This window comes from Enterococcus sp. 7E2_DIV0204 (assembly GCF_002140855.1).
In the GTDB taxonomy this organism is placed as follows: Bacteria; Bacillota; Bacilli; order Lactobacillales; family Enterococcaceae; genus Enterococcus_L; species Enterococcus_L lemimoniae.
This window is the reverse complement of the sequence record NZ_NGKY01000001.1, coordinates 401,970-424,961: the sequence shown is the minus strand read 5'-3', so window position 1 is coordinate 424,961 and position 22,992 is coordinate 401,970. Positions and strand designations below refer to the sequence as shown.

Below are 22,992 nucleotides of genomic sequence, written 5' to 3'. Positions count from 1 at the left end.
TCAATAAAGTACTTGAGACTGTTTAGTAAGTAGAAGGAGAGTTATAATGGGTAAATATTTTGGAACAGATGGTGTTAGAGGCATTGCCAATAAAGAATTAACACCAGAATTAGCATTTAAATTAGGCCGCTTTGGCGGATATGTTTTAAGCCAGCATGAAGATTCAACTCGTCGACCAAGAGTATTGGTCGGTCGTGATACAAGGATTTCAGGACAATTATTAGAACAGGCTTTAATTTCAGGTTTGTTATCTGTTGGGATCGAAGTGTTCCAATTAGGGGTAATCTCAACGCCAGGTGTAGCTTATTTAACAAGACTGCAAAAAGCATCAGCAGGAGTTATGATCTCAGCTTCTCATAATCCAGCAGAAGATAATGGTATCAAGTTTTTCGGTTCAGATGGGTTTAAATTGGTCGATGATCAAGAGCTTGAAATCGAAGCATTACTAGATGCCGAAGAAGATAACTTACCGCGACCTTCAGCAGAAGGTTTAGGATCACTGGATGAATTTCCAGAAGGACTACTAAAATATTCGCAGTTTTTAGTTCAGACAATTCCAGATGACTTGGCTGGTTTGACTGTTTGTATCGATGCAGCAAATGGTGCAACTGCAACGTCTGTCAATCGTTTATTCGCAGATTTGGAAACTGATTTTTATACTATGGGGACAAGCCCAAATGGTTTAAATATCAATGACGGTGTAGGCTCAACACATCCTGAAACATTAGCGGAAATGGTTGTTGAAAAAGGGGCAGACGTAGGTTTGGCTTTTGATGGCGATGGTGATCGAATCATTGCAGTTGATGAATTAGGTAATATCGTTGATGGCGACAAGATCATGTTTATTTGTGCGAAGTATCTTGCTGAAAAGAACCGTTTGAAAAAAGATACGATCGTTACAACTGTCATGAGTAATTTAGGCTTCCATAAAGCTGTTGAAGCTGCTGGAATGAAAGATGTGATTACTCAAGTTGGTGATCGTTATGTTGTTGAAGAGATGCGTAAAAATGACTATAATTTTGGTGGAGAGCAATCAGGTCATATGATTTTCCTTGATTACAATACAACCGGGGATGGCATGCTTTCAGGTATTCAATTATTAAATGTGATGAAACAAACTGGTAAAAAACTATCAGAGCTTGCTTCTGAGGTAACTGTTTACCCACAAAAACTGGTGAATATCAGAGTAACAGATAAACATGGTGCGATGGATGTGCCAGCAATCAAAGAAATCGTTGAATTGATGGAAACAGAAATGAATGGCGATGGTCGTATTTTAGTTCGTCCTTCTGGGACTGAGCCATTATTACGCGTGATGGCTGAAGCACCAACGCAAGAGAAAGTTGATTATTATGTGGATAAAATCGCTGCTGTTGTAAAAGCAGAAATTGGCGTAGGCTAATCAATAGTTAAAGAGATAGGCTAAGATATGGCTCAGAGAGTGATACCTTAGCCTATCTTATTTGTTTAAAAAAAAAACGAATAATAAAGGATTTATTTTAGTAAACGTTCGATAACCTTATTGACAGAATAAACAGAAAAAGGTACTATGTTTGAGAATTGATAAGAAAGAGTCCTTTGCTTTCAATCAATTCTTTGAATAAAAAATTGAGGTATGAGACTACTCTAGAGAGGGGCAATTTAATGGGGAATTATTTAGTATTACAAACAGATTTTGGACTTGGTGATGGAGCTGTCAGTGCAATGTATGGTGTTGCTCACATGGTAAGTGATGATATTACCATTGGTGATTTGACCCATGAGATCCCTCCTTATGATATTTGGGCGGCATCGTATCGTTTGTATCAAACGGTAAAATATTGGCCGCAGGAAACCGTTTTTGTTTCTGTTGTTGATCCTGGTGTGGGCAGCACGAGACGAAGTATCGTAGCAAAAACAATTTCTGGACATTATATCATCACACCAGATAATGGGTCGTTAACGCACATCGCTCATTATCAAGGCATCAAAGAGATTCGGGCAATTGATGAAGTAACCAGTCGTTTGCCACATTCAGAAGAAAGCCACACCTTTCACGGTAGAGATATCTATGCGTATAATGGGGCACGTTTAGCGAGTGGAGAAATTTCTTTTGAAGAGCTAGGAAATATTGTTGCCAACGATTCTATCCAAGCATTGCCTTTGATTGAAGCCAAGCATAGCGAGCATATCTTAGAAGGCAGTATTGATGTTTTAGATATTCGCTTCGGTTCTTTGTGGACAAATATTCCTTTAGCGTTTATGAAAGAAGAAGAAATCACTCATGATGATCAACTACAAGTTACGATTTATCATCAAGGGAAAAAAGTTTACCAAAACATTATGAAGTTTGCAAAATCTTTTGCAGATGTGAATATTGGGGAACCTTTAGTTTATGTTAACTCATTGGTCAATATTGGTGTGGCAGTCAATCAAGATTCATTTTCAAAACTGTATCATATCGGAACGGGGACCGATTGGACCATCCAGTTAAGAAAAGCACCAAAAATTATTTTTGAATAGGAGTGGGGATAAATGAAAAAAGATTTTTCAGTAAAAACAATCGTCGCAATTGGGATTGGATCAGCAGTATTTGTTATTTTAGGTCGTTTTGTTGTGATTCCAACCGGATTTCCTAACACAAACTTAGAAACAGCTTATCCATTTTTGGCATTGATTTCTGTTATTTTTGGACCTGTAGCAGGCGGCTTGATTGGTTTGATCGGTCATACGTTAAAAGATTTTACAACATATGGCAGTGCATGGTGGAGTTGGATCATCTGTTCTGGTATTATAGGGGTAATCTATGGTTTAGCTGGAAGAAAAATCGATCTTCAACATGGTGAATTCAATAAAAAAGACATTATTTATTTTAATATTTATCAAGTAATTGGAAATGCGGTTGTTTGGGGACTGATTGCACCGACCTTGGATGTGTTGATTTACAGTGAGCCAGCAAGTAAGGTCTATACGCAGGGTGTGATTGCTGTAGTCTTGAACATCATCGCTGTTGGAATCATTGGAACCTTATTGATGGCAGCTTATGCGGCAACTCGCACAAAAAAAGGTAGTTTAACAAAAGATTGATTATATAGTAAAATGAAATTAGCATAAATATAATTTCTGAAATAAAATTAAGGGCGAGAAAAAGCAAGCTTGATTTTTTAAGTTTAGTCCTTTTCTTGTCCTTTTTACATAGAATAAAGGAGCGGCATCGATGAAAAAACCACTGATAATATTTGACGATTTTACTTTTCAATATCATAGTCAGGTTGAACCAACATTACATAATATTGATTTAACGATTTATGAAGGGGAAAAAGTCCTTGTCGTTGGTCCAAGCGGCAGTGGCAAATCAACTTTTGCTCAATGCATCAACGGCTTGATTCCCTATAGCTATGAAGGGGAAATAAGCGGATCTGTCAAAATAGGCGACAAAGACTTAACCAAGACTAGCTTATTTGATTTATCATTTGATGTTGGAACAGTATTGCAAGATACAGATGGTCAATTTATCGGGTTAACAGTAGGAGAAGATGTTGCATTTGCTTTAGAAAATGATGAAGTTTCACAAATGAAGATGCATGAAGAAGTCGATCATTGGACTAAAATAGTCGGCTTAAATGACTTTTTACATCATCGACCGCAAGATTTATCTGGTGGTCAAAAGCAACGAGTATCAATGGCAGGTGTTTTGATTGATGAAGCACCAATTTTATTGTTTGATGAGCCGTTAGCAAATCTTGATCCTAAAGCAGGAAAAGAAACGATTGCTTTGATAGAAGAGATCCATCAAAAGACCAAAACGACTATTTTGATTATTGAACATCGCTTAGAAGATGTTTTGTATCGTTCGGTTGACCGTGTGATTGTTTTTAATGAGGGAAGAGTGGTAGCAGATTTACCAGCTGATGACTTATTAAAAACAGAGATTCTAACTGAACAAGGAATTCGAGAGCCACTCTATATAACTGCAATGAAATATGCTGGTGTAGACTTAGAAACGGTTGAACAGCTGTCTAACATTGAAAAAGTTCAAGCACCAAATTTAAAAGAGCAAATGGAAAACTGGATGACCAAACAAACCAGATTTTCAGAGCAAAAAAACTTACCAGCATTATTAGAATTAGAAAAGGTGACGTACCAATATAATCAAAATAATCAGTATGTTTTAAATGAAGTTTCAGTTGCGTTTAATCGTGGAGAAATGCTTAGTATTGTTGGGAAAAATGGCGCTGGTAAATCTACCTTGAGTAAAGCTATTTGCGGATTTGTTACACCTCAATCGGGCAAAATGAGCTGGTCAGGTACCGATTTTACACTGTTTTCTATCAAAGAACGTGCGGATAAAATTGGCTTTGTTATGCAAAATCCAAATCAGATGATTTCTAAGAAAATGATTTTTGAAGAGGTTGCTCTAGGGTTGACATTAAAAGGAGTCTCAGAAGCTGAAATCAATGAGCGAGTTGAAAAAGTCTTGAAAATCTGTGGGCTACATTCGTTTCGTCATTGGCCAATTTCGGCGCTGAGCTTTGGGCAAAAAAAACGCGTTACGATTGCGGCGATTTTAGTTTTAGAACCTGAAATGATCATATTGGATGAGCCGACTGCAGGACAAGATTTTAAACATTATACTGAAATGATGACATTTTTAGAAGAGCTGAATCAAATGGGCGTCACGATTGCAATGATTACTCATGACATGCATCTGATGCTGGAGTATACAGATCGAGCGTTGGTATTATATGATGGTAAAATTATCGCTGATACAACACCAGTAAAGGTTTTAACAGATTCTGAGTTAGTAGAACGAGCTTCTTTAAAAGAAACAAGTTTATTTACTTTTGCCCAACATTTAGGGTTGGATGATCCGTTTTTATTTACAGAAAACTTTATGACGTATGATCAGGAGGTGCGTTTGAAATGAATGAACATCAGATGTTAGGCTACATTCCTGATAAGACAGTTATTCATAAGTTAAATGGAACAGCTAAACTGATTTTTCTGATTCTATTATCGATTGCTTGTATGACAACCTATGATACCCGATTTTTGATAGGTATGACCTTATTTTCACTGGTTTTATTTAAGCTATCAAATATCAAGTGGCATCAAATTTCCTTCGTTGTAAAATTTATTTTTGTTTTTTCATTATTGAATATCATTGCAGTTTACCTGTTTGCACCAGAATACGGAGTAGAATTATATCAGTCTAGAGCGGTTATTTGGGAAGGGATTGGGCGATTTACCCTGACGCAAGAGCAATTATTTTATGAGTTCAATCTAGTTCTAAAATATTTTTGTACGATTCCGTTAGTCTTGATTTTTCTGTTAACAACGAACCCAAGTGAGTTTGCTTCTAGCTTAAATCGAATCGGGGTTAGTTATAAAATAAGTTATGCTGTAGCTTTGGCAATTCGTTACATTCCAGATATTCAAGAAGATTTTGTCAATATCTCTCTGGCGCAACAAGCTCGTGGTTTTGAGATGTCTAAAAAAGGGAAACTTATGCAACGAATCAAAGGAACGGCTCAGATTGTTTTTCCTCTGATCCTTTCAAGTCTAGATCGTATTGAGACGATTAGTACAGCAATGGAGTTGCGGCGCTTTGGTGAAAAGAAAAAAAGAACCTGGTATGCACAACAACCATTTCATATTTCTGATTTTATCGTTATAGGGTTAGCTATTGTACTGACGATGGTCAGTTTTGCCTTATTCAAAGTAAATAGTGGGAGATTTTATAATCCGTTTAACTAATATTTTTTAGAGCCTGGGACATAACTCAAAAAGTTATGTTTCAGGCTCTTCGTATCCGAATAAATGGTGGGAGCAGAAGCAACCCCTTCGGAAATAAGCTGAAATTCACAAAAATTTGAAGTGCAATTTTCGTGAATTCCTTCTTATTTCTCGGGGGTAAACACTCCTGTCCCAACCTCTTTCTATTTCTTGTTTCTGACTAGACCAATTCCTTTTTCATATAAAAGTATTGACAGGTATATTCTTTATATTGTATTATTAGTGCAGTTTCTATTTGAAGTTTTGAAAAGGAGGTTAGTTATACCAATAATGGAATAGCGCCAGGCCTGATTCATCAGGTGACGAGGAGAGAGCTTATCGAAAGATTCGGCGGATGGCTCTAGGGACTGCACTCTACAAGTTGGACATAAAACATAATTGCAACGTTATAACAAAATGCCAACTACGCAGAATAGAAACCAACAAGAAACAAATCAAGAAAAGAGCAGAGACGGATAAAAAAATAGAGAGTGGTTTTAACAGGAAACGACTTAATACTTATATTTTATCCGCCAATTCCTTTTTTCTTGGTCAATGATTTAAGAAAACCGAGAAAGTAGGAAATAGATAATATGTGTGGAATTGTAGGAATTATTGGAAAAGACAATGCGACTGATATCTTAGTTCAAGGATTAGAAAAGTTAGAATACCGTGGTTACGACTCAGCAGGTATTTTTGTAACTGGAAAAAATCAAGACGATCATTTAGTAAAATCATTAGGTCGAATCGCCGATCTACAAAACAAGATCAGTCCAGAAGTTCAAGGAACTGTGGGGATCGGACACACGCGTTGGGCTACGCATGGCAAACCGAGTGAAAGAAATGCACACCCACATACATCAAGCAATCATCAGTTTATTTTAGTACACAATGGTGTGATCGAAAATTTTGAAGAAATAAAACAGGAATTTCTTCAAAATACTCCACTAGAAGGTGAAACAGATACTGAAATTGCCGTACATTTGATTGAATATTTTGCAGAATCTGGAATGACAACAAAAGAAGCCTTTAAAAAGGCACTGAATGTGATTAAAGGTTCGTATGCATTTGCATTGATTGATAAGAATGATCCAGACACGATTTATGTAGCAAAAAATAAAAGTCCATTATTAATTGGATTAGGCGATGATTTTAATGTAATCTGCAGTGATGCGATGGCAATGCTAGCTGAAACAAACCATTTTGTGGAAATTGCTGATGGGGAAACGGTTATTGTTAAAGCGGACAAAATCGAGATCGAAGATCAAAAAGGCAATTTGGTTTACCGTGAATCCTATGAAGCACAACTAGATTTAAGTGATATCGAAAAAGGAGCATACCCTTATTACATGTTGAAAGAAATAGATGACCAGCCAGCTGTTATGCGTCGAATCGTACAGGAATATACAGATACTCTTGGACGAACTGTGATCGATGAAGAAATCATTAAACAAATAACTGCTAGCGATCGTATTTATGTCATCGCATGTGGAACTAGCTATAATGCTGGCTGGGTGGGAAAAGCGATTCTCGAAAAAATGACGAACATTCCAGTTGAAGTGCATCTTTCAAGTGAGTTTGGCTATAATATGCCATTATTATCAGACAATCCATTTTTTATTTTCTTGAGTCAAAGTGGAGAAACAGCGGATAGTCGCCAAGTATTGGTGCAAACTAGTGAGTTAGGGTTACCGTCGCTTACACTAACAAATGTAGCTGGCTCTACTTTATCTAGAGAAGCCGATTACACGTTATTACTTCATGCAGGACCAGAAATTGCGGTTGCGTCAACAAAAGCTTATACGGCACAAATTGCAGTTTTAGCAGTGCTTGCTAAAGCCGTTGGCGATAGCAAAGCAAACCCGTCCTCACTTGATTTTGATATTGCTCATGAATTAAGTGTGATTGCTACAGTTATAGAATCGATCATTGCTGAAAAGATGATAATTAGTCAATTGGTAGAAGACTATTTAGCGACTACAAGAAATGCGTTTTATATCGGGCGTGGTGTAGATTACTATGTATCGATGGAAGCATCATTGAAGCTAAAAGAAATCTCATATATCCAAGCAGAAGGTTTTGCTGCTGGAGAATTAAAACATGGAACGATTGCGTTGATTGAAGAGATGACACCCGTTTTTGGCGTGATCACAGATAAAAAAACAGCGGCACATACACGTGGAAATTTAAAAGAAGTTGAAAGTCGTGGTGCTCGCAACTTTGTTATTGCTCTGTCATCATTGGCAAAAGAAACGGATCAATTCATTATACCAGATGTGCATCCATTATTGACCGCTTTAGTGAGTATCATTCCAACGCAATTGATTGCTTATTTTGCAACATTGCAAAGAGGCTATGACGTAGATAAGCCTCGTAATTTAGCCAAAAGTGTAACGGTCGAATAAAATAAAACAACAGCTGAACTTATTCTTTGGGAATAAACTCAGCTGTTGCTTTATTTTATCGGTATTGTCACGTCAAATGTTGTTCCAGTCTCTTTATCACTACGAACACTGAGTAAAAAGTGATGACGTTCAGCGATTTCCTTAGCAATTGCCAAACCCAATCCGGTACCGTCTAGTTGCTCCTTAGAACGTGCTTGGTGGAAGCGTTGAAAGATCTCTTTTTGTTCCTTTGGAGAAATATAGGAACCTGGATTATGAACACTGATGTTGATCGTATCATTTACTTTGTTCGCTTGAATCTCAATAATTGCTTTAGGTGGTGCAAACTTAATGGCATTTTCTATCAAAATAACAAACAGCTGTCGAATTCGACCATAGTCACCATTGACAACAACGGGTTCTTCTAAAGAGGTTTTAAAACACAATTGTTGTTCTTTTGGTGAAGTTTTCAAGCGGAGACTCCTCAAACTGTCTGATAAAACATCATTGATTGCAATAGGCTCCATTGTAATCGTAAATTCTGGATTTTCTAACCGAGATAATTCTAGCAAATCATTGATCAAGCGCTCTAATACGATTGATTCTGCTAATAATTGTTGGTGATATTGCTCGATCTTTTCTGGTTGCTGGATCAAACCATCATTTAAGGATTCGAGTAAGTCGCGAATGACCGTTACTGGCGTTCGCAATTCGTGAGAAATCGTGGATAAAAAATTTTTTTGTGCTTGTTCACGATTTTCCCGCTGAAATTTCGCTTCTGCTAAACGATTTTTTAAAATAGTCAATTTTCGCTCAATTGACCTATTTCATCTTTAGTCTGGATGTCTAACGATTCTTCATAATTTTCTACAACAAGCTCTTCTGTAAAATGACTCATTTTATTGATCGGGGCGATGAATTTTTTTAATAATAAAATAGAGAGCAACAGTCCGATGATCCAAGCAATCAAAATACTGATAAAGAGCAATAAATACCCCTGATTCTCTTCTTTATGAACGCTGGAGACTGCTGAATGAAGTAAAACCACAGCTAAAACAGTGCCATCGTTATTCGTGACAGGAGCACCGACTGTTACGGTTGGTTTTCCAATAAAATGACTAAAAGCATCACTATTCGTTGTTTTTCCAGCATAAACTCTTTTGATGACATCTTGCGCATTCTCAGGTAACTCACTATATTCTTTATTGTGCATACCATGACCGACGGTAATCGTATCAGCATTTTCATCAACTATCCAAATATCATCCAGTGCTAACTGATCCATGAAATGAAGGAAAGAAGAATACCCCATACCCATCTTCATGGAAGAACCAGATCCCATCATGCCATGCATAGATGAGTTACTTTCATTTGTGGTTTCTTGTTCGTCAAAATAGTCGCTTAAAGTCTCGGCGATAACTGTTGCTCGGCGTGTCATTTCTTCTGTATGGATCGTGATCGTTTGTTTAGAAAATAAAGTACTAAATGCTACACCAATTACTAATGAAAAAAGCAACAGCGTTAGAGAAAAATAAAGAATAAGTTTTCTAGTCAGCTTATTTTTCATTTTTTACCCTCAAACTTATACCCTTGGCCCTAAACCGTCGCAATTTCCCAATTTGGATGCGAGACTTCGTCTAGTTTGGCGCGCAATCGTTTAATATGAGTATCAACCGTTCTTGCATCGCCAAAGTAATCGATGCCCCATAAACTATCCAATAAGTTATCTCGAGAAAAAACTTTTTCTGGATTGGCTAAGAGTAGCCATAAAAGCTCTAATTCTCTTTTTGTTAAAATAATTTCTTGAGTGGCGATCGTTACTTTTTTTTCTTCCAAATAAACAGTCAAATTATCATAAGTCAAACGATCCATAGTATGCTGATTTTCTTCTGTTCGTTCAATTCGTCTTAAAATTGCTCGGATTCGTGCCATCACTTCACTTGGGGAAAATGGTTTCATAATATAATCATCGGCGCCAATATCTAACCCCATGATGCGATTATAGTCTTCTCCTTTGGCTGTGATCATGATGATTGGGACATTTGATGTTGCACGTATCGTTTTGCAAACACCAAATCCGTCGATTTTTGGTAGCATGACATCTAATAAAATCAATTCAATCGCATGGCTAGAAAATGCATCTAAGGCTGCTTGACCATTATCAGCTATAATTGGATTAAATCCTTCTTTTAAAACATATTCTTTGAGTACTTCTGTAATTTGTAAATGATCATCAATGATCAAAATATTTTTCATGAGAGGACCTCCTAGATTCTTCTTTTATTATAGACAATAATTACGCGTTTAGGGCATTTATTTTCGACACATATTTGACACAATTATTTATTAGACTCAAGTCAAGTTATTCAGTTAGAGCTGGACCAACGTGTCACATTTTTAATCAAGGAGGAATCAGAACATGAAAAAGAAGATGATTAGTGGATTATTTGTAGGCTTATTGATAGGTACAATGGGATTTATCACAGTGAGTGAAGCCGTAGGGCATGGTGAAGAGGATCGTATGGATTCTTATGAAATGAAGTCTAGACATGTAAGACATCGAGAGGTCATGAATAATCAATTGACCGATGAGAAGAAACAAGATCAAGTAATGTCAGAAGATGAGTATTATGGTAGAAGACAAAATCGTGATCAAAATCATATGAGGAAAACAAGAGGTAGACATCAGAGTAGAATGAATGGTTCTTGTTTGTAAAATTATAAAAATAGATAAATAAAAAAATATTCCTCCATCAGAGAGATGGAGGGAACACAAATCAAATTACACACAACCATAAAATACCATACTTCCTAATAATTCTCAAGAATTTCGATGTTTAGGAAAAAAAATGAGAATTTCTTATAAAGAAGGGATATTCTATAAATAATATGGTTGTTTTCCTAATGAAACAAGGAGTATAAATATATAATAAAAACATTGCTCACATAAAAGGAGCAATGTTTTTTGAACTGTTTATAAAACTCGTACAGCAAAGTCTGGAGCATAGGAAGCAACTGTTGCGACTTGGACAACGTCGCCAGGAACGGGTGCATGGATATAAGAACCATCGCCTGTTGAAATTCCTACGTGATAGGTCCCACCGTGACTTCCCCAAAAGACTAAGTCGCCAGCTTGAGCTTCTGCAACTGAAATTGTCGTTCCAGCAGATTCTTGATCAGCGGTTGTACGACCTAAAGCATGCCCAGCAGCAGCAAAAGCAACTTGAACTAAACCAGAACAGTCGAAGGAATCAGGACCCGCAGCACCATATACATAAGGTTTACCTAAATGTGTTTTGGCCGAGTTAATAACCATTGAACGAGCATCTGTTTTTTTTGCTTGTTCTTCCTGTTGTTTTTTAGCCTGAGTGATTTTTTCTGTTAATTGGGATTCTTGTTTAACTGTTTCAGCCTGTTTTTTTGTAATGTCTTCTGTATTTGTTTTTAAGAGAGCTTGTTGTTGTTTTAATTCAGTTAATTGTTCTTTTTTCTCAACTATCGGGTTATTTTGGATAGGAACAGGTGAAAAAGTTGTTGTGAGTGTTACGTTCTGATCTTTAGTTGATTTTGTTGTTTCAGAGATGGCTGTAACAGATTCAATTTCTTCTAGCTGTTCAAGACTGATTTGGATTTTTTTCATTTTTTGCTCTAAGTTAGAAAGCTGAATCGTTTGTTTGCTTTTTTTATCTGAAAAATATTGTTTATCCACTTTTAACTGGGATAGTTTTTGTGAAGCTTCTGTAATGATTTTATCTGGGGGAGTTGGCTGTGTAGAGGTTGCAAAAGCTTGATTACCTATTACTAAACTAGCAGCAACGGTCAAGCCGCTTAAAAATAATTTGGTTATAATTATCTGTGTTTTCAAAAAAACGCTCCTCAAGTATTTATGTTAGTTGATCTATTTATAACTAAAGTGTATTCATTTTATTATTTTAAGACCAGTTAATATTTAAACACAGCTTCTTTATAATGTCTGTAAAAGATAGGTTAAATATTTGTTTCTTGGGTTACAAAAAAGGATCATTTATTTCAAAATGACGAATCATTGTAATATAGCTGAGGTTAGATTTATAGACTATCTTTTTTTCTGATTTTGATTTAAACTAGTGAAGAACGGAGGAGCGGTAATGAAAAAAGAATCAGTATTTGAGGTAACACATCAGTCAATTTTAGAAACTGCGAAGGATCTTTTTTTAACGAACGGATACAAAAATACTTCTACTCGTGATATTGCTAAAGCTGCAAATATTACACAACCAGCATTGTATTATCATTTTTCTAATAAAGAAATTCTATTTATTGAGATTAATAAACAAATTGGTATTCAGTTAAAAAGTGCAATCGAACAGATTCATGAAGAACAAGATACCATCGAAAATCAATTGATTAAATGCACCAATGCTCTGTTAACTGTCTATCATAGAGATATTTTTTCTTTTATCCATCAAAGTGCAGCAGAAATGGAACAAGCAAATAAACAGCAGCTATTTTATATATTGAATGATTATTATCTAGTTCCATTACAGACTATTTTTGAATCGAGTCAAGAGCCATTAAACAGCAGTGTGTCTTCAAAAAAGGCAGCTCAATTTTATCTGATGAGTTTGTCATTGTTATTTTCAACGATTCATCAGCTTTCTACAGAAAAAGAGCGCTCAGCGCAAATTTCTGAGTTAATGGATATGGTATTACATGGTGTTTTATCTTGAGGAATTAAATTGTTTTTTTATCATATGATAAAAAACGTTGTTTAATTCTTTTTTTCGTGTTAAAATTTTTATCAAGTGATAAAAAACTGTTTATTTTTTTAGCTGTTTTTTTATCGATTGATAAAAAAGAGGTGGAATCAATGTTTTTAGGTTTAGAAGAAATGAAGTATTTTAAGCTTAGGTATACGTTAGTGGTTGGTGTCATTGTGTTAGTTGCTTATGTTGCATTTATGTTGTCGGGGTTAGCTAATGGACTTGCCCAAGGGGTTCGTCAAGGCGTAGATCAGTGGGAGGCAACAAGTATTATTCTATCTGGCGATGCTAACAAAAGCTTGAACGCATCAAGTTTAGTAATGGATGATTTAACACACGTAAAGGCTCAAAATGTAGAACCGCTTGGACAATATGCTGGAGCGTTAAACAAGGTTGGTAAAAACAAAGAAGCCGACAAAATCAATATTTCTCTTTTTGGCGTAGCTGAGAATAGTTCAATCAAACCTAAATTGGTTGAAGGGCGTTACTTTGAAAATGCTGGAGAAATTATTATTCCACAAAATTTAGTGGATAAAGGAATCAAACTGGGCGATGCTGTAAAAATCGGAAAACTTGATAAAGAGTTGAAGGTGGTTGGGATTACGAAACAAAATAGTTTCAGTATTGTTCCGTTAATTTATACATCCCTTGATCAATGGCAAGAGCTTAAATTTAGTAAAATCATCGAAGGTGCTCAAGCACCAATCAATGGCATCGTTGTTCGTAAAACGCCAACAAATAAGATCAAACTAGAAACAACTGATGATCATTTGGTAAAATACGGTATTGAAGAATTTATTCAAAAACTACCTGGATACAGCGAACAGAACCTGACACTCAATGCGATGATCTATTTCTTATTTGTCATCACCGCTGCGATTATTGGTATCTTTATCTATGTAATGACCTTGCAAAAAACGAGTTTATTTGGTGTTATGAAAGCACAAGGAATTTCAAATGGTTATATTATTAAATCAATCATTGCTCAAACCTTTATTTTAGGTGTGATTGGCGTTTTGATCGGTGTCATCTTGACGTTATTGACAAACCTTGTCTTACCATCTGCTATGCCGTTTGAATTGGATAGTACAAACTTACTCGTTTACAGTATCGTATTGATTATCGTTGCGGTCTTAGGCGGCGTTTTCTCCATTCGGACAGTGACACATGTCGATCCAATGAAAGCGATAGGAGGCTAAGAAAATGACTGATATTTTAGTAATGGATGATATTCGAAAAACATTTGGAAAAGGTCATGCAAAAGTGGAAGCGTTGAAAGGAATCAATTTAAGTGTTAAAGCTGGAGAATTTGTCAGTATTATTGGTCCCTCTGGCTCTGGAAAAAGTACATTCTTAACCATTGCAGGCGGACTACAGTCACCTACAACAGGTAAGATCGTGATTAACGGAAAAGATTTTACTCATCTGAGTGAGAAGAAACGCTCACGATTACGTTTTGAAGAAATTGGCTTTATTTTACAGGCATCTAATTTGATTCCATTTTTAACTGTAGGAAATCAATTTACACTAGTCGATAAAATCGAAAAGAAAAAAACAGAGACTCAGCGCATCAATGACTTATTAGCTTCTTTGGATATTGCTGATTTGATCAATAAATTTCCAAGAGATCTTTCGGGCGGTGAACGTCAACGAGTAGCAATTGCTCGAGCATTGTTTAACGAACCGAGTTTGATTTTAGCGGATGAACCAACTGCTAGCTTAGACACAGAACACGCATATGAAGTGGTAAAAATTTTAGCAAAAGAAGCACATGAAAAGCAAAAAGCAACGATCATGGTCACACACGATCCAAGAATGATTGAGTGGAGCGATAGTGTTTACCGTATTGAAGATGGCAACTTGATAAAAGAGTAAAAAAAAGAAGAAGGGAAATAAACAAAAAAAGTTTATTTTCCTTCTTCTTAATTTTAAGTGTTATAAAATATGATTTTAGGTTATGATAATAGAGGAGAAAAGTAAATGGGTGGAAATACATGCAGTTGGCTAAAAAATAAAACTATACAGAAGAAAGTGAGGCAGTACAATGGATAATCGAGTAGAGGTAATGACGTTTTCGCAATTGAGGCAACTTGTAGCAGAGTTGGATGCAAATAGCGCAATTAAGGATGATACCAAAGTATTTATTGATACTGGGTGGGATAGTGTTCAAGAAGTTGAACCAAATGCTTTTCATGTTGAAGAAATTATGGAATTTAAAGTACAAGATGAGCTGACAAAAGACTTTTATGTTGGGTATACTTTGAGCGAAAAAGCAGAACGAATGCAAGCTCAGGGTCAACCAGAAACAGCTGTCATCATCAGAAATTTATATTAACAGTCAGTTGTTTTAATAGGGTTTGTTAAGAAAATTTTTTCCTTTTTAAACGATACACACTATTTCTTTTGTTAATAGAGTTTATGTAGATAAATACTATGTTATAAGAAATAATTATTAGGAAGGTGGTGTTTCTTTTGACAAATAAAATTCCATTTCCAAAGAACTATGAACGATTTATTGAGCTAGGACAAGAAGCGGCCAAAGAAAATAATTTACTCGAAGCAGTATACTATTATGAGCAGGCATATGCCATTTGGCAAGACTTTCCACTAAATTTGGTATTGGTAAATATGTATTTAGAAACAGGTGAAAATGAGCAAGCATTATCTTTAGCATCAGAAATGAAAGAAAAATATTTTGCTTACTTAGATTATCTAGAACTCTATATTCAAATTTTAATTCAGAATCACCTATTCATTCAAGCACATAGCATTATCAATGAGCGAATTTTGATGGAACAAAGTGGTGAAATGAGAAAATTGATTTCTTTGAAGAAAAAAATTCGTCATGTTGAGCTTATGTATCGGAATTTTGAGGTTAGTAAAATCAAAGAATTAAAAGAAGAGTTAGAAGATCTTAATACACAGAACTACTATGAACAATTGGGGTTAGTCAAAAAAGCGGGTCAACTACCTCAAGATGAATTTATTGCGATTGGTAAAAAAATTTTATTGGATGGGCGAATACATAATTTAGTTCGGTCTTGGATTCTTGAAGAACTTGTAAGTCTCCATGTTAAAGAAGAAATTGAATTTCTGTGGAGAGATAATAAGAAATATACCGTTATTCCAGCCTCGATAGGCGGACCGTTGGACTCTGCTGCATATCAAAGGATTTTATTATTTTTAGAAAAAGAGTTGATCAATGATGATCTTATTTTGCTCGTAGATGTCTTAGAAGAAATCAGATTGCATTTTGCCTTATTATATCCTTTGGCAGATGACATTATCGAAAATCCCAAATTATGGGCAATTAGTTATATTATTTCATATAACCATTCGATTGCTCAAAAATTTCAAATAGATGGAAAGCGCACAGAAATCGAAAAAATTCAGAAAATCCAAAGCAAGATCCGTTTTGAATTGGAGACGATGGTTTTATAAAGTTGAAAAAGGAGGCGAAACAAAGCGGATCTTCAGTTTTGTTCGTTCTCCTTTTTTAGCAGAAATTAGATATATAATCACGGTTTAGATTTGTGGGTCAGAAATAATAGCAGAATGAATGAGAGTAAGTAATATAGAAAAATTCCTCCTTGAATAAAAGTGATGACTAAAAATAAAAGCGGATAATCAATCGTTGTGAGCTGGTTAAAATAACGAGTGAGAAAAAATTCTGTGAGCGCTAAAAAAATGGAAAGAACCAAAAGTCTCATGTGACGCTGACTCAATACTATCAACTGCCTAACTATAATATTTTCGAAAACTTATAATAACATAAAAAACAATGTTTTTTTATCAAGTTTTAATGTAAATCGATAGATAAATGAGAAAATATATTGACTGTTAGGAAATACATTCTTATTGTGAAAAAACTTAAATTAAATAAAAAAACATTACAAAAATTGTAATGTTGGAGTGGAAAATATCTTAATGATCAAATAAGTTATGACTACATCTGATTTTAAATTATGCTATAATTCTTTATATAGCACTTTATTAATAAGTAAAATGACGCGCCCTGAGGGAATCGAACCCCCGTCTCAAGAACCGGAATCTTACGTGATATCCACTACACTAAGGGCGCAAGCACGTTTACTAGTTTAGCTGATAATTTGATAAATTACAAGGGGAAGGACCAAAAAAATGAAATTTGAACAACATTTATCACAACAACAAAAACAAGTCCAAAAACTTGCAATGACCCAACAATTACAGCAATCGATACAGATTTTACAATACAATTCAGAGGAACTTTTTGCATATATAGAGGCCAAAGCATTAGAAAACCCATTGATCGATATTCAAACAGAAACAAATTATAGTGATTTTTCGAGTGTGGGCAGTCGCACATACACAAATGAAGAAAACAATTATTTGAATCAGATTCCTGATAACCATACTTCGCTTTTTGAATATTTGATCGATCAGATCCATTTGAATTATCGTGATACTTATTTACGAACGCTAGTATTGTTTTTAGTTGAATATATTGATTTAAATGGGTACTTGATGATCGACTTAGATGAGGCGAGTTTAAAAACAGGCGCAACGGCAATTGAAATGCTTGATGCTTTAACCCTGATCCAACAGTTGGATCCAGCGGGTGTTGGTGCCAGAGATTTGCGTGAGTGTCTATTGTTACAAGTTGAGCGAGATGATACAGCACCAGAGCTAGCCTATATTGTCATTGAAGAAGAATTTGATCATTTGGCGAATCGAAAATGGGGACTGATTGCCAAAAAATTTGATGTTGCATTATCAGAAATCCAAACGATTTTCGATTACATTCAGACTTTAACACCCGCACCGGGCAGTATTTTTGAATCGACATCAGGCTTATATATTCGTCCAGATTTGACCGTAAGAATCAAAGAAAATCAATTAACGGTTCTTTCTAATAAAACGGGTACGCCAACACTTCAATTTCAGCAAGCGTACTTTGAACGGATGGAAGCGACAGACGATAAAGAAGTGCAAGAGTATATTAAGGAAAAGAAAAATGAATTTGAATGGTTGTCAAAAACGATTGTTCAACGTGGAGATACGATTTTAAGAGTGGGTACAGAGATCGTCCAACGTCAGCAAGAGTTCTTTTTTAAAGAAGATCGTCCATTGAAACCGATGACATTAAAGGAAATTGCAGAAGTTTTAGAGATTCATGAGTCTACAGTTAGTCGTACAGTGAATGGTAAATATTTAGAAACAGAGTTCGGCGTTTTTGAGCTTCGTTCTTTTTTCTCACATGGTCTGTCAAATGATAGTACAGGAGAAGAAACATCAACTAGCAGTATCAAAAAACAACTACAATCTTTAGTAGATAATGAAAACAAAGCTAAACCACTCTCTGATCAAAAACTAGTAGATTTATTAAAAGAGCAAGAAATCGAAATTTCTCGCCGAACGGTTACCAAATACCGAGAAGCTTTAGGTATTCCTGCTTCGTCTAAACGAAAACGATATGATGATTAAAAAAGTGAGGCTAGGACAGAAGCGTTTAATCCCGAGAAATAAGAAGGAATTCATGAAAATTGCTTTCCAAATTTTTGTGAATTTCGGCTTATTTCCGAAGGGATTGCTTCTGCTCCCGCCGTTTATCCGTATTTAGGGTGTGAAACAAAAGTGTTTTTTACTTTTGTCCCACACCCACTTTTTTTGCATGGATCAAGGCTGCCAGATTAAGTGTTCAGAAGGTAATCCTTCTTCGATTCCTTGCCAGACAGAGACAAAGTGATTTTTTTCTAAAAGGTGTTTTGATGCACCATTTTTAGGGTCGATTATAGCGTAAATAGTAGCTTGCGATAGCTGCTCTGATTGTCTTACTAAGTTTAACAAATGAGTTATTATTTTTGTCGCATAACCTTTTCCCCAGTGTTCAGGTAAAATCATGTAACCGATCTCGATTTTATTTCCTCCATCCCAAGACAATTTACCAAAGCCGATATAAGTAGCTTGATCAAAGATTTTATAGTAGCCTGTTTGATCATGATGGCTGGCATTATATGCTAAGATTTTTTTGAAGTTCTCAATCGCTTCATTTTCTGGTTCTGTTTTTTCAGTAATATAACGCATGACACGGATATCTTGAGTCAGAATAGAGTAAAGCTGCTGGTCATTTTTTTGATAGAATTCAACATTTAATTTTTTATGAGTGGGCATTTATTTTCACCTGTTTTCTACAAAGTGTAGCTGATCAATTTAAATAAAAAAAACTATATCCCTTATTAGCTAAAGGTATAGTTTTTTAAGAGCCACCTGACGGATTCGAACCGTCGACCCCCACCTTACCATGGTGGTGCTCTACCAGCTGAGCTAAGGCGGCAATAATAGTAATACAGATAACAGATTACCGTAGAAAGTAAGGTTTGTCAATAGATTTCCGTTTGTGAGAGTGATTGACATCGTTTCATAAATTGTTATATAACTATTAGTTGATTTTATCCTTTATTAGTAAAAATTTTATTGACACTAGTCAACAATTCTTGCTAAACTGAAACAAAGGGGAGATGATAAATATGTTTATTGTTTGGGGTAGTAAAGGATTTGAACAAGATTTAGGGGATACGGTGATTCAATGTGACTGTAGCCATTGTAACAACGAAGTGGTTATGCAAGGAAAACAAATCGGACGAAAATTCACGTTATTTTGGATTCCGCTTTTTACAACATCATCTAGTCATTATCTACTATGTCCAATTTGCGGATATGGTAAAGAGTTATCTAAGGATGTTTTGACGCAATACCTAGTTAGTACTGCTGAAACAATCACCGAATAAAAAAATTAAAAAAAGATTTGACATGGAATTTATTTTCCAGTAGAATACAACGTAACAACAAATGAATAACAGTCCGTTGAAGAGAAGAGTAAATTTGGACGTGCTTCACAAGAGAGTCTCGGTTGGTGAAAAGAGATAAGCGCATAAGAATTGAAGATGGCCTCATGAGGACAAGCTGTTGATAAGTAAGCAGCTTCGGGAAAGCTCCCGTTATCAAAGCGACAAGTTATAAGACTTGGTCTAAGAAAAGTAATGAGGATTACTTTTAAAAAAAAGGTGGTACCGCGATTATTCGCCCTTTACTAGCATAAGCTGGTAGAGGGCTTTTTGTATGTTGAATAATACAAGACTGACGAAGGAAGTATTGATCCTTCAAACAACTAAATCAAATAAATAAAGCAATGAGATGGAAAGTACAGATGAAACGATATCTAACAGAGAGCTTGGGTAGCTGAAAACAAGCGGTAAACGACATCTAGAAAATGGCCATTGAGCAGCGCTTCGAGTGAATCATTCATAAGACAGCGACGGATGTACCCGTTATAGTACTAGAGTATAAGTGATCACGGATCGCTGTACTTGATGAGGATATCTATGTGAGTGGATATCAAATAGAGGTGGTAGCACGCAAAAGCGTCCTCAAATGTATAGTTTTATACATTTGAGGATGCTTTTTTCTTTTTATAACTAACCATAATGGAGGGATGATAAGATGAAGAAAAAGTTAATCAGTCTAGTGTTGATCGTAACAGGGATTGTTGGAATTGCAGCGTGTGGTAAGAATGATAAGGTAGCATCAGATCAAGACAAAGCAGCACCAATTGTTCGAGTTGGAACCTCACCTGGTCCGTATAGCGAATTATTCTTAGAAGCGGTTAAACCGATTCTAGAAAAGGAAGGCTATCAAATAGAACAAACTGAATTTACAGAATTGATTCAAGCTGACGTAGCATTAACAGAAGGGGCCATTGATTTAAATGTAGATCAGCACACAGCTTATCTAAACAATTTTAACGAGAATAAAGGAACACACTTAGTGGGAATCACACCAATTCCTACTGTCCCGGCCGGGCTGTTTCCAGGAAAGAAACGTACATTAAATGACATAAAAACAGGAGACAAAATCGGGATTCCAGATGATGCTTCAAATACAGCACGAGCGTTTAACCTACTGCAAAAAGCTGGCTGGATCGAATTAAAAGCAGGTGTTGATCCAGTTAAAGCGACTAAAGAAGATATTGTGAGCAATCCAAAAAATCTGGAACTGATTCAAATGTCATCCGCTCAAATACCTCGAAGTTTAGCAGATTTAGATTTTGCTGTAATACCAGGAAGTATTGTTTATAGTGCCAAGCTAGATCCTAAAGATAGTTTACTCTCAGAAGATGTGTTAAAAGAATACGAATTAGTTGCAACAATTGATGAAAAAAATTCAAAAAGCGACTGGGCCCAAGCGGTGATAAAAGCGTATCATTCCGATGCGTTTAAAAAATATTTGAACGAACATAATCAAGGGAATTATTGGTTTATTCCAAAAGAACTACAGGAGGAACAAAAATGATCGAATTAAAAAATATAGATGTCACTTTTTATCAAAAAAAACAGCAAATCGATGCAGTAAGAAATGTCACCTTAACCATTGAAAAAGAAGATGTATTCGGAATTGTCGGTTATTCAGGAGCTGGCAAAAGTACCTTGGTGCGGGTAATCAACTTACTGCAGCGACCAACATCGGGTGAAGTCATTATCAACAATCAAAATATTTTAGGCTTTTCACCGAAAGAACTAAGAGCACAACGTAAAAAAATCGGGATGATTTTCCAGCACTTTAATCTGATGAAGGAGCGAACGATTTTTGCTAATGTTGATTTTTCACTAAAGTATTCTGGTTTATCCAAAGAACAGCGAAAAGAAAAAATCGAGCGTTTGCTTGATCTAGTAGGTCTTTCAGAGAAAAAAGATGCCTACCCTAGCCAGTTATCTGGTGGACAGAAGCAGCGCGTAGCGATTGCTAGAGCTTTAGCAAATGATCCAGAAATTTTATTGTGCGATGAAGCAACGAGTGCATTAGATCCAAAAACGACGATTCAGATTTTAGAGTTATTAAAGAAATTAAATAAAGAACTCGGCTTAACAATTGTTTTGATCACGCATGAAATGCAAGTCGTAAAAGAAATTTGTAACAAAGTAGCTGTGATGGAAGATGGACAAGTGATTGAACAAAATGATATTGTTTCGATTTTCAGCCAACCAAAAGAAGCCTTGACGAAGGACTTTATCCGAACAGCGACACATATTGACCAAGCCTTGGAGACGATTATTCAACATCCTAGTTTGACTGATTTGGGTGGGAATGAAGTGTTGGTAGAAATTTCTTATGTAGGGGAACAAACGAGTGAACCATTGATTGCACAGCTGTATAGCAAATACCATGTTGTGACGAATATTTTGTACGGTAATGTAGAAATCTTGCAGCAAGTGCCAATTGGCAATTTGATCGTGATTCTTTCGGGAGAAGAAACACAACGAGAAAAAGCAATAGACTTTTTACAACAACAAGGGGTAAAAATCAAAATCTTGAAAACAAGTGAATCAAAAGAAAATGTTATCCCATTACATGTTATCTAAAGTGAGAAAGTAGAAGGAGTGACTTATATGCAGGAATTTTTACAACAGTATTTTCCAAATGTCCTATTACTAAAACAGGAATTTATTGATAGCACGATCGAAACATTATATATGGTCTTTTGGACAGCCATTATCGCAGGAATTTTAGGCACATTACTTGGGGTTGTGTTAGTAGCAACAGGGCCTGAGGGGATTTTAAAAAACAGTGTGCTTTATAATATTTTAGAAAAAATCATCAATGTTTGTAGATCCATCCCTTTTATCATCATGCTGGCATTGATTCAGCCGATCACTCGTTTTTTAACAGGAACAACGATTGGGACAACGGCGGCTTTAGTGCCACTGGTGATAGGAGTGATTCCATTTTTTGCACGTCAGATTGAAAATGCGTTATTAGAAGTTGATCCAGGTGTTGTTGAAGCAGCAGAATCAATGGGAACTAGTCCTTTAGGAATTATTTTTAGAGTGTATTTAATTGAAGGATTACCAAGTATCATTCGAGTGTCATCCGTTACAATCATCAATTTGATTGGTTTGACCGCAATGGCTGGTGCAATTGGTGCAGGTGGCTTAGGTAACTTAGCAATCACCAGAGGCTATAATCGTTTTCAGACAGATGTTACGATCGTTGCAACACTGATCATCTTAGTGTTCGTTTTTGCTAGTCAGTTTATCAGTAATACATTGATCAAGAGAACATCACATTAAAAAAAA

General features: G+C 35.8%; 22 protein-coding genes, 2 tRNA genes and 2 other annotated features. Of the genes, 17 read left to right on the top strand and 7 right to left on the bottom strand.

Annotation, left to right across the window (positions count from 1 at the left end):
* The first annotated feature begins 46 nt into the window (after window positions 1–46).
* The 6 genes from glmM (at window position 47) to glmS (ending at window position 8,159) form a co-directional block, all read left to right on the top strand.
* Window positions 47–1,402: a phosphoglucosamine mutase gene (gene glmM, locus A5819_RS02065; protein ID WP_086280409.1), complete on the top strand. Its 1,356-nt coding sequence runs from the start codon at window positions 47–49 to the stop codon at window positions 1,400–1,402.
* A 242-nt stretch (window positions 1,403–1,644) separates the two neighbouring features.
* Entirely contained in the window at window positions 1,645–2,502 is an 858-nt protein-coding gene (locus A5819_RS02060; RefSeq protein WP_086280412.1) for an S-adenosyl-l-methionine hydroxide adenosyltransferase family protein, read from the top strand.
* 12 nt (window positions 2,503–2,514) lie between these two features.
* The gene (locus A5819_RS02055; protein WP_086280414.1) at window positions 2,515–3,066 is read left to right on the top strand and encodes an ECF-type riboflavin transporter substrate-binding protein; all 552 of its coding nucleotides are present in this window, start codon (window positions 2,515–2,517) and stop codon (window positions 3,064–3,066) included.
* A gap of 130 nt (window positions 3,067–3,196) precedes the next feature.
* Complete coding sequence (locus A5819_RS02050; RefSeq protein ID WP_086280417.1) at window positions 3,197–4,906, top strand: ABC transporter ATP-binding protein; 1,710 nt, start codon at window positions 3,197–3,199, stop codon at window positions 4,904–4,906.
* Complete coding sequence (locus A5819_RS02045; protein ID WP_086280420.1) at window positions 4,903–5,736, top strand: energy-coupling factor transporter transmembrane protein EcfT; 834 nt, start codon at window positions 4,903–4,905, stop codon at window positions 5,734–5,736. The genes A5819_RS02050 and A5819_RS02045 overlap by 4 nt, the downstream gene beginning before the upstream one ends.
* Window positions 5,737–6,347: 611 nt before the next feature.
* Complete coding sequence (glmS, locus tag A5819_RS02035; protein WP_086280426.1) at window positions 6,348–8,159, top strand: glutamine--fructose-6-phosphate transaminase (isomerizing); 1,812 nt, start codon at window positions 6,348–6,350, stop codon at window positions 8,157–8,159.
* A 50-nt stretch (window positions 8,160–8,209) separates the two neighbouring features.
* On the opposite strand, the gene A5819_RS19650 is transcribed toward glmS, so the two are convergent.
* Genes A5819_RS19650 through A5819_RS02025 form a run of 3 tightly spaced genes read right to left on the bottom strand, consistent with a single transcriptional unit; the run spans window position 8,210 to window position 10,394 of the window.
* Window positions 8,210–8,944, bottom strand: a complete 735-nt coding sequence (locus A5819_RS19650) for a sensor histidine kinase KdpD (protein ID WP_254907197.1) — start codon at window positions 8,942–8,944, stop codon at window positions 8,210–8,212.
* On the bottom strand, window positions 8,941–9,705 hold the full coding sequence (locus A5819_RS19645) for a hypothetical protein (RefSeq protein ID WP_254907196.1): 765 nt from the start codon (window positions 9,703–9,705) through the stop codon (window positions 8,941–8,943). The genes A5819_RS19650 and A5819_RS19645 overlap by 4 nt, the downstream gene beginning before the upstream one ends.
* Before the next feature lie 29 nt (window positions 9,706–9,734).
* A complete protein-coding gene (locus A5819_RS02025) occupies window positions 9,735–10,394 on the bottom strand; it encodes a response regulator transcription factor (RefSeq protein WP_086280428.1) in 660 nt (219 codons plus the stop codon).
* Window positions 10,395–10,557: 163 nt separating this feature from the next.
* Between A5819_RS02025 and A5819_RS02020 the strand changes: the two genes are divergently transcribed.
* Window positions 10,558–10,854 carry a hypothetical protein gene (locus A5819_RS02020; RefSeq protein ID WP_086280431.1) on the top strand — a complete coding sequence of 99 codons (297 nt, stop codon included), beginning with the start codon at window positions 10,558–10,560 and terminating at the stop codon, window positions 10,852–10,854.
* 258 nt (window positions 10,855–11,112) lie between these two features.
* On the opposite strand, the gene A5819_RS02015 is transcribed toward A5819_RS02020, so the two are convergent.
* Window positions 11,113–12,003 carry a C40 family peptidase gene (locus tag A5819_RS02015; RefSeq protein ID WP_086280433.1) on the bottom strand — a complete coding sequence of 297 codons (891 nt, stop codon included), beginning with the start codon at window positions 12,001–12,003 and terminating at the stop codon, window positions 11,113–11,115.
* Window positions 12,004–12,265: 262 nt separating this feature from the next.
* Here A5819_RS02015 and A5819_RS02010 point away from each other — a divergent pair, with 262 nt between their 5' ends.
* The 5 genes from A5819_RS02010 (at window position 12,266) to A5819_RS01990 (ending at window position 16,321) form a co-directional block, all read left to right on the top strand.
* Window positions 12,266–12,847, top strand: coding sequence for a TetR/AcrR family transcriptional regulator (locus A5819_RS02010; RefSeq protein WP_086280436.1), 582 nt, complete (start codon window positions 12,266–12,268; stop codon window positions 12,845–12,847).
* A gap of 140 nt (window positions 12,848–12,987) precedes the next feature.
* On the top strand, window positions 12,988–14,079 hold the full coding sequence (locus tag A5819_RS02005) for an ABC transporter permease (RefSeq protein WP_086280438.1): 1,092 nt from the start codon (window positions 12,988–12,990) through the stop codon (window positions 14,077–14,079).
* 4 nt (window positions 14,080–14,083) lie between these two features.
* Window positions 14,084–14,755 carry an ABC transporter ATP-binding protein gene (locus A5819_RS02000; protein WP_086280442.1) on the top strand — a complete coding sequence of 224 codons (672 nt, stop codon included), beginning with the start codon at window positions 14,084–14,086 and terminating at the stop codon, window positions 14,753–14,755.
* A 169-nt stretch (window positions 14,756–14,924) separates the two neighbouring features.
* Window positions 14,925–15,215, top strand: coding sequence for a hypothetical protein (locus tag A5819_RS01995; protein WP_086280446.1), 291 nt, complete (start codon window positions 14,925–14,927; stop codon window positions 15,213–15,215).
* A gap of 128 nt (window positions 15,216–15,343) precedes the next feature.
* Window positions 15,344–16,321, top strand: a complete 978-nt coding sequence (locus A5819_RS01990; RefSeq protein WP_254907195.1) for a hypothetical protein — start codon at window positions 15,344–15,346, stop codon at window positions 16,319–16,321.
* A gap of 568 nt (window positions 16,322–16,889) precedes the next feature.
* On the opposite strand, the gene A5819_RS01985 is transcribed toward A5819_RS01990, so the two are convergent.
* Window positions 16,890–16,961 (bottom strand) — tRNA-Arg (locus A5819_RS01985).
* A gap of 59 nt (window positions 16,962–17,020) precedes the next feature.
* Here A5819_RS01985 and rpoN point away from each other — a divergent pair.
* On the top strand, window positions 17,021–18,346 hold the full coding sequence (rpoN, locus tag A5819_RS01980) for an RNA polymerase factor sigma-54 (protein ID WP_086280452.1): 1,326 nt from the start codon (window positions 17,021–17,023) through the stop codon (window positions 18,344–18,346).
* A gap of 192 nt (window positions 18,347–18,538) precedes the next feature.
* Here rpoN and A5819_RS01975 read toward each other — a convergent pair whose 3' ends face one another.
* Window positions 18,539–19,033: a GNAT family N-acetyltransferase gene (locus A5819_RS01975; RefSeq protein ID WP_086280455.1), complete on the bottom strand. Its 495-nt coding sequence runs from the start codon at window positions 19,031–19,033 to the stop codon at window positions 18,539–18,541.
* Window positions 19,034–19,123: 90 nt separating this feature from the next.
* Window positions 19,124–19,196: transfer RNA gene (locus A5819_RS01970), tRNA-Thr, on the bottom strand.
* 193 nt (window positions 19,197–19,389) lie between these two features.
* Here A5819_RS01970 and A5819_RS01965 point away from each other — a divergent pair.
* The 4 genes from A5819_RS01965 to A5819_RS01950 all read left to right on the top strand — a co-directional run bounded on the left by A5819_RS01965 (window position 19,390) and on the right by A5819_RS01950 (window position 22,986).
* Complete coding sequence (locus tag A5819_RS01965) at window positions 19,390–19,650, top strand: zinc-ribbon domain-containing protein (RefSeq protein ID WP_086280457.1); 261 nt, start codon at window positions 19,390–19,392, stop codon at window positions 19,648–19,650.
* A gap of 67 nt (window positions 19,651–19,717) precedes the next feature.
* Window positions 19,718–19,953: a binding site (T-box leader), on the top strand.
* Window positions 19,954–20,042: 89 nt separating this feature from the next.
* Window positions 20,043–20,294 (top strand) — a binding site (T-box leader).
* A gap of 68 nt (window positions 20,295–20,362) precedes the next feature.
* On the top strand, window positions 20,363–21,211 hold the full coding sequence (locus tag A5819_RS01960) for a MetQ/NlpA family ABC transporter substrate-binding protein (RefSeq protein WP_086280462.1): 849 nt from the start codon (window positions 20,363–20,365) through the stop codon (window positions 21,209–21,211).
* Window positions 21,208–22,278 (top strand): methionine ABC transporter ATP-binding protein, encoded by a 1,071-nt coding sequence (locus A5819_RS01955; protein ID WP_086280465.1) that lies wholly within the window; start codon window positions 21,208–21,210, stop codon window positions 22,276–22,278. Before A5819_RS01960 ends, A5819_RS01955 begins: the two co-directional genes overlap by 4 nt.
* A gap of 27 nt (window positions 22,279–22,305) precedes the next feature.
* Window positions 22,306–22,986, top strand: coding sequence for a methionine ABC transporter permease (locus tag A5819_RS01950; RefSeq protein WP_086280468.1), 681 nt, complete (start codon window positions 22,306–22,308; stop codon window positions 22,984–22,986).
* Window positions 22,987–22,992 lie beyond the last annotated feature (6 nt).

What these genes read in the sequence shown, in the direction of transcription:
- glmM (WP_086280409.1), top strand. Translation starts at nt 47, where the DNA reads ATGGGTAAATATTTTGGAACAGATGGTGTTAGAGGCATTGCCAATAAA.
- A5819_RS02060 (WP_086280412.1), top strand. Translation starts at nt 1,645, where the DNA reads ATGGGGAATTATTTAGTATTACAAACAGATTTTGGACTTGGTGATGGA.
- A5819_RS02055 (WP_086280414.1), top strand. Translation starts at nt 2,515, where the DNA reads ATGAAAAAAGATTTTTCAGTAAAAACAATCGTCGCAATTGGGATTGGA.
- A5819_RS02050 (WP_086280417.1), top strand. Translation starts at nt 3,197, where the DNA reads ATGAAAAAACCACTGATAATATTTGACGATTTTACTTTTCAATATCAT.
- A5819_RS02045 (WP_086280420.1), top strand. Translation starts at nt 4,903, where the DNA reads ATGAATGAACATCAGATGTTAGGCTACATTCCTGATAAGACAGTTATT.
- glmS (WP_086280426.1), top strand. Translation starts at nt 6,348, where the DNA reads ATGTGTGGAATTGTAGGAATTATTGGAAAAGACAATGCGACTGATATC.
- A5819_RS19645 (WP_254907196.1), bottom strand. Translation starts at nt 9,705, where the DNA reads ATGAAAAATAAGCTGACTAGAAAACTTATTCTTTATTTTTCTCTAACG.
- A5819_RS02025 (WP_086280428.1), bottom strand. Translation starts at nt 10,394, where the DNA reads ATGAAAAATATTTTGATCATTGATGATCATTTACAAATTACAGAAGTA.
- A5819_RS02020 (WP_086280431.1), top strand. Translation starts at nt 10,558, where the DNA reads ATGAAAAAGAAGATGATTAGTGGATTATTTGTAGGCTTATTGATAGGT.
- A5819_RS02010 (WP_086280436.1), top strand. Translation starts at nt 12,266, where the DNA reads ATGAAAAAAGAATCAGTATTTGAGGTAACACATCAGTCAATTTTAGAA.
- A5819_RS02005 (WP_086280438.1), top strand. Translation starts at nt 12,988, where the DNA reads ATGTTTTTAGGTTTAGAAGAAATGAAGTATTTTAAGCTTAGGTATACG.
- A5819_RS02000 (WP_086280442.1), top strand. Translation starts at nt 14,084, where the DNA reads ATGACTGATATTTTAGTAATGGATGATATTCGAAAAACATTTGGAAAA.
- A5819_RS01995 (WP_086280446.1), top strand. Translation starts at nt 14,925, where the DNA reads ATGGATAATCGAGTAGAGGTAATGACGTTTTCGCAATTGAGGCAACTT.
- rpoN (WP_086280452.1), top strand. Translation starts at nt 17,021, where the DNA reads ATGAAATTTGAACAACATTTATCACAACAACAAAAACAAGTCCAAAAA.
- A5819_RS01975 (WP_086280455.1), bottom strand. Translation starts at nt 19,033, where the DNA reads ATGCCCACTCATAAAAAATTAAATGTTGAATTCTATCAAAAAAATGAC.
- A5819_RS01965 (WP_086280457.1), top strand. Translation starts at nt 19,390, where the DNA reads ATGTTTATTGTTTGGGGTAGTAAAGGATTTGAACAAGATTTAGGGGAT.
- A5819_RS01960 (WP_086280462.1), top strand. Translation starts at nt 20,363, where the DNA reads ATGAAGAAAAAGTTAATCAGTCTAGTGTTGATCGTAACAGGGATTGTT.
- A5819_RS01955 (WP_086280465.1), top strand. Translation starts at nt 21,208, where the DNA reads ATGATCGAATTAAAAAATATAGATGTCACTTTTTATCAAAAAAAACAG.
- A5819_RS01950 (WP_086280468.1), top strand. Translation starts at nt 22,306, where the DNA reads ATGCAGGAATTTTTACAACAGTATTTTCCAAATGTCCTATTACTAAAA.